Origin of the sequence: Kitasatospora sp. NPDC047058, from assembly GCF_040643935.1 — a bacterium.
In the GTDB taxonomy this organism is placed as follows: Bacteria; Actinomycetota; Actinomycetes; order Streptomycetales; family Streptomycetaceae; genus Kitasatospora.
In genome coordinates, this window is record NZ_JBEYVJ010000300.1 from 1 (window position 1) to 8941 (window position 8941).

At 75.3% G+C, this 8941-nt stretch carries 9 protein-coding genes; all 9 read left to right on the forward strand.

Annotated features, from left to right (window positions below):
• Positions 1–2811: hypothetical protein (locus ABZ885_RS30490; protein WP_360195590.1), on the forward strand; the 2811-nt coding region annotated here is incomplete at its 5' end.
• 33 nt (positions 2812–2844) lie between these two features.
• The gene (locus ABZ885_RS30495; RefSeq protein WP_101948289.1) at positions 2845–2922 is read left to right on the forward strand and encodes a putative leader peptide; all 78 of its coding nucleotides are present in this window, start codon (positions 2845–2847) and stop codon (positions 2920–2922) included.
• 221 nt (positions 2923–3143) lie between these two features.
• The gene (locus tag ABZ885_RS30500) at positions 3144–3710 is read left to right on the forward strand and encodes a cysteine dioxygenase family protein (RefSeq protein WP_360195593.1); all 567 of its coding nucleotides are present in this window, start codon (positions 3144–3146) and stop codon (positions 3708–3710) included.
• A complete protein-coding gene (locus ABZ885_RS30505; RefSeq protein ID WP_360195596.1) occupies positions 3704–4090 on the forward strand; it encodes a rhodanese-like domain-containing protein in 387 nt (128 codons plus the stop codon). The genes ABZ885_RS30500 and ABZ885_RS30505 overlap by 7 nt, the downstream gene beginning before the upstream one ends.
• A gap of 375 nt (positions 4091–4465) precedes the next feature.
• Complete coding sequence (locus tag ABZ885_RS30510; RefSeq protein ID WP_360195598.1) at positions 4466–5704, forward strand: ATP-binding cassette domain-containing protein; 1239 nt, start codon at positions 4466–4468, stop codon at positions 5702–5704.
• On the forward strand, positions 5694–6362 hold the full coding sequence (locus ABZ885_RS30515; RefSeq protein WP_360195600.1) for an ABC transporter permease: 669 nt from the start codon (positions 5694–5696) through the stop codon (positions 6360–6362). The genes ABZ885_RS30510 and ABZ885_RS30515 overlap by 11 nt, the downstream gene beginning before the upstream one ends.
• Positions 6359–7036: an ABC transporter permease gene (locus ABZ885_RS30520; protein WP_360195603.1), complete on the forward strand. Its 678-nt coding sequence runs from the start codon at positions 6359–6361 to the stop codon at positions 7034–7036. The genes ABZ885_RS30515 and ABZ885_RS30520 overlap by 4 nt, the downstream gene beginning before the upstream one ends.
• Before the next feature lie 32 nt (positions 7037–7068).
• The gene (locus ABZ885_RS30525) at positions 7069–8085 is read left to right on the forward strand and encodes an ABC transporter substrate-binding protein (RefSeq protein ID WP_360195605.1); all 1017 of its coding nucleotides are present in this window, start codon (positions 7069–7071) and stop codon (positions 8083–8085) included.
• A 192-nt stretch (positions 8086–8277) separates the two neighbouring features.
• A complete protein-coding gene (locus ABZ885_RS30530) occupies positions 8278–8862 on the forward strand; it encodes a hypothetical protein (RefSeq protein ID WP_360195608.1) in 585 nt (194 codons plus the stop codon).
• Positions 8863–8941: the final 79 nt, after the last annotated feature.

Sequence of the window (8941 nt, forward strand, 5' to 3'; positions counted from 1 at the left end):
GCCGCCGGCCCGGGCGGCACCGGCGGCCCCGGGGGTCCCGGCCCCGGCGGCGTCAACGGCTCCGACACGCCCTTCGCCGTCGCGACCGCGTTCGCCACCGTCAAGTGGCTGCTGCTCGTGCCCGCCGCGGTGGTGGCCGTCGTCGTGGTCACCGTCACCCTGCACCGCGCGCTGCGCGGCCTGCTGCGGCGGCCACCCCTGGACGGCACCACTCCCCCGGACGGCACCACTCCCCCGGACACTCCGGAGAGCCCGGAGGCCCCGGTGACGGCGGCCGCACCCGCGCTGGTACCGCCCTGGCCGGTGGCCACCTCCCACGGCGGTCACTGGCCGCCCGGGGCGCGCCCGCACCCGCCGCTCGACCGCCAGGCCCGCTGGCGCAACGGCGCCGTCGTACCGCCGGGGCGGGAGCACGCCCGGCTGGGCTTCTGTGTCTCCGGCGGCGGCATCCGCTCCGCCTGCCTCACCCTCGGCGCCCTCCAGGAGCTGCGGCCCTGGCTCGGACAGGCCCGGTACCTGGTCTCCGTCTCCGGCGGCGGCTACACCGTCGGGGCGTTCCAGCTGGCGCTCAGCGACTCCGCCCCCGGCAGCCCGGTGCACGCCGTGTCCGGACTGACGGCCGACGACGTCCTGGAGCCCGGCTCACCCGAGGAGGACCACCTCCGCCGCCACGCGAAGTACCTGGCGGAGGGCGCCGGGCAGTGGCTGGTCGCCCTCGGGACGCTGCTGCGCGGCCTGGTCACCACGCTCACCCTGCTGCTCGCCACCGTCCTGGTGCTCGGCCTCGGACTGAGCCGGTTCTACCACCTCGTCCCGCTCACCGACCTGGACGGGCTCGCCGCCGTCGGCCTGCGCACCGGCGGCGGGGGCGGGGCACTCGACCCGCCCGTGTTCCGGCCGGCGGCCGTCTCGGCCCTGCTCGTCCTGCTCGTGGCCGGCGTCGGCTGCTGGCTGCTCTGGCTGCTGGTCTTCTCACTGCTCGGCTGGAACTCCCCGCTGCCGCGTGCGCTGCGCCGGCTCTCGTACGGCGCGCTGGCGCTGGCGGCGCTGCTGACCGTAGGGGTGCTGGTGGTGCCGGGGCTGGCCTGGGGCGCGGTCGCGCTGCAGCAGGCGCTCGCGGTCGGGGCGGGCCGGACCGGCGCGGGCCTCAGCCTGACCGTCCTGCTCAGCTACCTGGCGCTGCTGCTCGGCATCCTCTGGCGCGGGCGCCGGGCCGTCGAACAGGGCGCGGCGGCGTTCGGCGGGCTGCTGCGCGGCACCCGGCGCCTCGGCGGCGGGCTGGGCGGCCGGGTCGCCGAGTACCTGGTGGTCTGGTCGGCGCTGGCCGCGCTGTCGGCCGGGGCGCTGCTGGCCCTCGGCTGGGCGGTGGCCACCGGCCACGCCTGGCCGGCGGCCGCCCAGGTGCTGCTGCCGCTCGTCCTCGGCACCGTCGGCCTCAACCTCGACCAGACCTGGCTGGGGCTGCACCCGTTCTACCGGCGCCGGCTCGCCTCCGCGTTCGCCGTCCGCCGGGCCACCGAGGACGGCGAGGTGCTGGCCCGGCCGTACCGCTTCTACCGCGAGCAGACCCGGCTCAGCCACTACGGCGCCCGGCGCCCCGGCTTCCCGCAGGTGGTGTTCGCCGCGGCGGCCAACCTGTCCGGCAACTCCCGCACCCCGCCCGGGCGCCGCGCGGTCTCGTTCACCTTCTCGTACGACTACGTGGGCGGACCGGACGTCGGCTACGCCCGGACCGACCTGCTGGAGCGGCGCACCCGGCCGCACATCGCCCGGGACCTCACCCTGCAGTCGGCGATGGCCGTCTCCGGGGCCGCGTTCTCCTCCGCGATGGGGCGTCAGTCCCGCTCGTACCAGGGGCTGTTCGCGGTGACCAATGCCCGGTTGGGCACCTGGCTGCCCAACCCGGCCGTCCTCGGACCGCTCTGGGCACCCGGCCGGGACTGGCGGACCGCACCCGAGCCCGCCGTCCGGCGGCTCCCGTACCAACTGCGCGAACTGTGCGGGCGGTTCCCGATGGACGACCGGTTCCTGCTCACCACCGACGGCGGGCACTACGAGAACCTCGGGCTGGTCGAGCTGCTCCGGCACGGCGTCCGCACGGCGGTCTGCATCGACGCCAGCGGGGACACCTCCTACGCCGCCACCCTGGCGGCGGCGATCACGCTCGCCCGCGAGGAGCTGGGCATCGTCATCACCCTGCACGAGCCCGAACTGCTGCTCCCGGGCAGCGCGGGCGTCCCCGGCGATGCCGGAAGGGCCGGTACCGCGGGTGGTGCGGGTGGCGGGCGCGCAGGCAGCGGGGGCGGCGGGGGCGGCGCGGGTGGCGGGCCGCTGCGCGGGCTGGCGGCCCGGCTCGCCGACCGGCTCTCCGCGCGGGCCGTGATCACCGGGGACATCCGGTACCCGGGGCCGCTCACCGTCCCGGACGAGGACACGGCGGCGGCCGACGGCCCGCACGGCCGGGACGCCTCGCACGGCACGCTGATCGTCCTGCAGGCGGTGCTCACCGCGGACATGCCCTACGAGCTGCACTCGTACGCCGTGGCCAACCCGGCCTTCCCGAACGACTCGACCAGCGACCAGTGGTTCGACCCCCGGCAGTTCGACGCGTACCAGACGCTCGGCCGTCACCTGGGTGCGCAGGCCGCGCCCGTGCTGAAGGCGGTGCTGGCCGGCACCGGCCCGGGCCCTGGCCCCGCGGCGCCCGCCGCCGCACCGCACATCCCCGCGCCGCACGCCCCCGCACCGCACGTGCCCGCCGCGCCGGACCACCACCGCGACGCGCCCCGCAGGGGTGACGGGCTCGCTTGACTCGCGCCCGCCGCGTCGGGAAGGATCCGGCGCATGGACTCCGGCACCACTCTGGTCTGCCGCCTGCACGTCGATCTGCGACGCCAGGCGAGTTCCATCTGTGCCTGTTGACCCTGCCCTTTCCCGCCCGGCCCGCCCTGTGACCTCTTCCAGGGCCCGCGCCGCGCACCCGCACCCGCATTCCTGACGCGCCCAGCCCGGCGTACCCGCACTGACGGTCCGGCAGCGCCGCACCCGCGGCCGCGCCACGGTTCCCGTCCGCACCTGCGGCCACGCCCGGGCACGGCCCCCTTGCTCCACTCGACCCGCCTTCCTTCCCCGAGGACGCCCACATGAGCCTGGACCTCGCCGCCGGCACCGGCACCGGCGCCGCCGACACCGCCGATGCCGACACCGCCACACCCACGACACCCGCAGCACCCACGGCACCCGGGGAGCCGCGCGCGCCCCTCACGGCCGACGCCCTCCGCGAGGTCGTCCGCGACCTGGCCGAGCAGCCCGACCGGTGGATCCACCACGTCCGGCTCGCCACCGAGGAGCGCTGGTACCGGCGGCTCGTGGCCGACGAGGACCACGAGGTCTGGCTGATCAGCTGGCTGCCCGGCCAGTCGACCGGGTTCCACGACCACGGCGGCTCGCGCGGCGCGTTCACCGTCGCACTCGGCGAGCTGGAGGAGCTCTCGCTCGGCGGCGCCGAGCAGGGCCTGCTGGTCCGCCGGGTGCCGGCCGGCACCACCCGCGCGTTCGGTCCGGAGTACGTGCACGACGTCCGCAACACGGCCACCGGACCGGCCGTCACCCTGCACGCCTACGCGCCGCCGCTCAGCTCGATGTCGCACTACGAACTGCGGGCCGGCGGCCTGGTCCGCACCTCTCAGGAAGGACCGGAGCAATGGTGACCACCGTCGACGACCTGGTGGAGCGCGCCCGCGAGGGGGTCCACCGGCCCCGGGCCCGGGAGGCCTACCAGGCGCAGCTGGACGGGGCGCTGCTGGTGGACATCCGCCCGGCGGCGCAGCGGGCGGCCGAGGGGGAGATCCCCGGGGCGCTGGTGATCGAGCGCAACGTGCTGGAGTGGCGGCTCGACCCGACGGGCAGTCACCGGATCCCGGAGGCGACCGGGTATGACCTGGAGGTGGTCGTGGTCTGCTCGGAGGGGTACGCGTCCAGCCTGGCGGCCGCTTCGCTGCGCGAGTTGGGCCTGCTCCGGGCGACGGACCTGGACGGCGGTTTCGTCGGCTGGGCCGCCGCCGGGCTGCCGACCCGGCCGGGGGGCTGAGGAGCCGAGGGCGGCCGGGCCGGCCGACGCCTGGGCTCGCGCCTGTGAGCACCCGGACCGACCCCGGGCCGCCACCGGACCGCGCCCGGCCGTACCTGCCCGCCGTCGCCCGGCCGTACCTGCCCGCGCGCTGTCCCGCGATATCCCAGGGACAGGAGATGATCCAAGTCATAGGCTGATCGGAGTTTCCGCCGGTCCGATGCCGGGCAACCACGCGGGCGGAAGAACGCCCAGGCAGTTGATACGAAAGAGAGACGGTCAGGTCACATAGCGTCATTTGTCGACATAACGTCACCGACCGTCCGCCAAGCAGCCATCGACCGACCGCCACCATCGGCGCCGCCACCCCGGGGCGCCGAGACGAGGAAACTCCCCGTGATCAGATTCGACGGCGCCGGCAAGCGCCACCCCGACGGCACCATCGCCGTCCGGGGCCTCGACCTCGACGTGCCCACCGGCCGGACGACCGTCCTGGTCGGCCCGTCCGGCTGCGGCAAGACGACCCTGCTCCGCATGGTCAACCGGATGGTCGAGCCGACCTCGGGCCGGGTCCTGCTGGACGGCACGGACGTCGCCGAGCTGGAACCGGCCAAGCTGCGCCGCGGCATCGGGTACGTGATCCAGCAGGCCGGACTCTTCCCGCACCGCAAGGTGATCGACAACATCGCCACCGTCCCCTACCTGCTCGGCTGGGACCGGAAGAAGGCCCGCGCCCGCGCCGCCGAGCTGCTGGAACTGGTCGGGCTGGCGCCCGAGACCGGCAAGCGGTACCCGTTCCAGCTCTCCGGCGGCCAGCAGCAACGCGTCGGCGTGGCCCGGGCGCTGGCCGCCGACCCGCCGGTGCTGCTGATGGACGAGCCGTTCAGCGCCGTCGACCCGGTGGTCCGCGCCGGTCTCCAGGACGAGCTGCTCCGGCTCCAGTCCGAGCTGCACAAGACGGTGCTGTTCGTGACGCACGACATCGAGGAGGCCGTCCGGCTCGGCGACCAGGTCGTGGTGCTGCGCGAACAGGGCCGGATCGCCCAGCTCGCCGACCCGCACACGCTGCTCACCGCGCCCGCCGACGACGACGTGGCCGCCTTCCTGGGCCGCGACCGCGGCCTGCGCGGGCTCGGCCTGCGCCCCGCCGACGCCGTGCGCGTCCGCCCGCCGGCCGACGGACTGCGGTTCGGCGGCTGGGAGCTGGCACTGGACGACGAGCGCCGCCCGATCGGGTGGATCGACCGGACCGCGGCCGTCGCCACCCTGCACCCGGCACCCGGCTACCGGCCCGCGGCCGACACCCTGCGCACCGCCCTGGACGCCGCGGTCCTCTCCCCCGCCGGCGTCGCCGTCGCACTGGACACCGACGGCCGGGCCCTCGGGACGGCGAGCCGCGAGGCCGTCCTCGCCGCCCTGACGGGCACCCCCGCACCGCCCGCCGGGGCCGACGGACGACCCGGCGCCGACGCGGACGGAAAGCCCGGCCCGCACCCGGACGGACAGCCCGGTGCGAACGGACGGCCCGGCCCGGACGCCGACGGGCAGCCGCTGACCGTGGCGGACGGCCGGCCGCGGGCCGTGACCGGCGGGACTCCGCTGACCGAGGCGGACGGAGCCACCGGTGGACGATGAACCGATCGTCCGCTGGTACTGGATCGGCGACCACCTCGGGTACCTCGGCGACCTGCTCGCCGACCACGCCCTGATCGCCCTGGTCCCGGTGCTGGCCGGACTGCTGCTGGCCGTCCCGCTCGGCCTGGCCTGCGCCCGCTTCCCCCGGCTCTACCAGCCGCTCGCCGCCGTCTTCAACGTCGTCTACGCCCTTCCCTCGCTGGCCGTCTTCGTGGTGCTCATCCCCTACACCGGGCTGGCCACCCAGGCCACCGTGATGATCCCGCTCACCTTCTACGCCCTTGCCGTCCTGCTGCCGACCACGGTGGACGGGCTGCGCGCCGTCCCCGAACCGGTCCGGCAGGCGGCCACCGCGATGGGCTACGGCCCCTGGCACCGGCTGACCGCCGTCGAACTGCCGGCCGCCGTCCCCTACCTGGTGGCCGGGCTGCGGGTGGCCGCGGTCTCCAGCATCTCGCTGGCGAGCGTCGGCGCGCTGGTCGGCCGCGGCGGGCTGGGCTATCTGTTCATCGACGGGTTCCAGCGCACCTTCCCGACCCCGATCGTGGCCGGCATAGCGCTGATCGCCGTCCTGGCACTGGCCGTGGACCTGCTGCTGCTCGGCGCCCGGCGGCTGCTCGCGCCGTGGGCCGTCCTGGAGAAGGGGGCCGGCCGGTGAACTGGCTCTCCTGGCTGGGGGACTTCTTCTCCTCCCCGGACCGCCGCAGCGGACCGGACTCGATCGTGCACCGCGTCACCGAGCACCTGGTGCTCTGCGGCGAGGCACTGTTCTGGGCGGCCCTGCTGGCCGTCCCGCTCGGCCTGCTGATCGGCTACACGGGGCGCGGCGCCGCCGCCGTCACCTCGCTGGCGGGCGCCGCCCGCGCGCTGCCCACGCTCGGGCTGGTGACCCTGGCGGTGCTGCTGGCAGGCGTCGGCGACACGGCCGTACTGGTCCCGCTGGTCGCGCTCGCGGCGCCGCCGCTGCTGGTGGCCGCCGTCGAGGGCGTGCGCGGCACCGACCCGGACGTCCGGGACGCGGCGCGCGGCGTCGGGCTGACGCACCCGCAGGTGCTCCGGCAGGTCTGCCTGCCGTCCGCGCTGCCGACCCTGCTGGCCGGGTTCCGGACCGCCACGGTGCAGGTCATCGCGACGGCCACGGTGGCCGCGTACGTCGGGCTGGGCGGTCTCGGCCGGTACGTCGTCGACGGGCTGGCGACCCGAAACTTCGCCGTCACGGTGGGCGGCGCGCTGCTGGTGGTGCTGCTCGCGGTCGGCGCCCAGCTGTTCTTCGCCCTGCTCGCCCGGTACGCACTGCCGCCCGGGCTGCGCGCCCAGCGCCGGGCCCGCTGAACCCCACCCCCTTAGAAAGGACACGAATCACCATGTCGACATCCGCATCTGCACGGCCGGCCGCGTCCGCATCGGTCTCCGCCGCTTCCGCTTCCGCGACCGCGCGGCGGCGTGCAACCGGGCGCCGGGCCGTCGTCCTCGGCACGCTGGCCGCGCTCGCCCTCGGCGCCACCGCCTGCTCCTCGTCCGGCGCGGACCCGCTGGGCGGCGGCGCATCCTCCGCGGCGGCCACCGGCGGGGGCGGCGCGACCGGTGGATCGGGCTCGACCGTGGTGGTCGGCTCCGCCAACTTCCCCGAGAACGTGCTGCTCGGCTCGATCTACTCGCAGGCACTGAAGGCCAAGGGCGTCAAGGTCCAGGAGAAGTTCAACATCGGCAGCCGTGAGGTGCTCTACGGACAGATCAAGGACGGCAGCCTGACCGTGCTGCCCGAGTACAACGGCTCGCTGCTCGCCTACCTCGGCGGCAAGGCGGCCGCGCCCACCAAGGAGGAGGTCAACGCGACCCTCGCGAAGACCCTGCCGGCCACGCTGGCGATCCTCGACTCCTCGCCCGCCGAGGACAAGGACACCCTGAGCGTCAGCCAGGAGACCGCCGACAAGTACGGCCTGAAGAGCATCGCGGACCTCGCCGAGAAGGCGGGCGAGCTCACCATCGGCGGCCCGCCGGAGTTCAAGTCCCGTCAGGAGCAGCCGTTCAAGGACGTCTACGGGCTGAACTTCAAGGAGTGGAAGCCGACCGGCGAGACCACCGCCAACGCGGTCAAGGACGGTTCGGTCCAGGTCGGCAACGTGTTCTCCACCGACCCCAGGATCACCCAGCTGAAGCTGGTCCCGCTGGCCGACCCGAAGGGCGTGTTCGGCGCGGAGAACGTCACGCCGCTGGTCAACAAGGCGGGCGTCGACGCCACGGCGACGGCCGCGCTCAACGCGGTGTCGGCCAAGCTGGACACGGCGGGCCTGCTGACGCTGATGAAGAAGGTCGCCGTCGACAAGGAGGACCCGTCCGCGGTGGCCAAGGACTGGCTGAAGTCCAACGGGCTGGCCTGAGGCCCTGGCGGGCTGACAGATTTCAGATGACAACTTTCAGCGAACAGATTTCAACATCTGTTCGCTGAAAGTTGTTCGCCGTCAGCGGCAACCCCGGGCCGCACGACCGACCGGGAACGCCTCCGCGCCCCCGGGAGCCCCCACCCTCCGGGGATCTTCCCTTGGGCGGCGCGAACATGACAGTGTGGCGGGATGCGCACTCGTCTCCTCGCCGCCACCCTCACGGCATTCGCCGCGGTGAGCCTCGCCGCCTGCTCCAGCTCGGGCTCCGGCACCGCCGCGTCCGGCACCACCGGTTCCCCCACCGCCTCCGCGACATCCGCCGCGTCCACCGCTTCCGCCGCCGCGAGCACCCCCGCCGCCGACGCCACCACGGCACCGACGCCGGCCGCCCCCGCCCCGGCCACGCCCGGCGGGCCCGCGTCCGGCACCTCCTCGCCCGGCGCCGCGGACGCCCCGAACACCCCGGCGCCGCCCAAGCCCGCGCCGCCCACCGACGCCGGCCTGCCCACCAAGCCGGGCAACGAGGCCACGGCCAAGCTCGTCGCCGCGCTGGAGGCGATCGACCCGGCGATCGTCGGCGGCAAGCCCGAGCAGGCCGTCGACCGGGCCCGCAACCAGTGCCAGTCGATGTACCAGTTCCCGAAGGACCGGGCCAAGCTGGTCGAGCTGGCCAACCAGCGCTTCACCGATGCCGGCCACCCCCAGGGCTTCGGCACCGAGAAGGCCGAGAAGATCATCGACGCGCTGCGCGCCACCCTCTGCCCGCCGGCCTGAGCCTCACCGGATCCCGGTCGGTTCCAGGCCGAGGCCGGCCCCGAGCCCCCGGCGTCCTGAGCGCCGGGCAGGCCGCGGC

What these genes read in the sequence shown, in the direction of transcription:
- ABZ885_RS30495 (WP_101948289.1), top strand. Translation starts at nt 2,845, where the DNA reads ATGGACTCCGGCACCACTCTGGTCTGCCGCCTGCACGTCGATCTGCGA.
- ABZ885_RS30500 (WP_360195593.1), top strand. Translation starts at nt 3,144, where the DNA reads ATGAGCCTGGACCTCGCCGCCGGCACCGGCACCGGCGCCGCCGACACC.
- ABZ885_RS30505 (WP_360195596.1), top strand. Translation starts at nt 3,704, where the DNA reads ATGGTGACCACCGTCGACGACCTGGTGGAGCGCGCCCGCGAGGGGGTC.
- ABZ885_RS30525 (WP_360195605.1), top strand. Translation starts at nt 7,069, where the DNA reads ATGTCGACATCCGCATCTGCACGGCCGGCCGCGTCCGCATCGGTCTCC.
- ABZ885_RS30530 (WP_360195608.1), top strand. Translation starts at nt 8,278, where the DNA reads ATGCGCACTCGTCTCCTCGCCGCCACCCTCACGGCATTCGCCGCGGTG.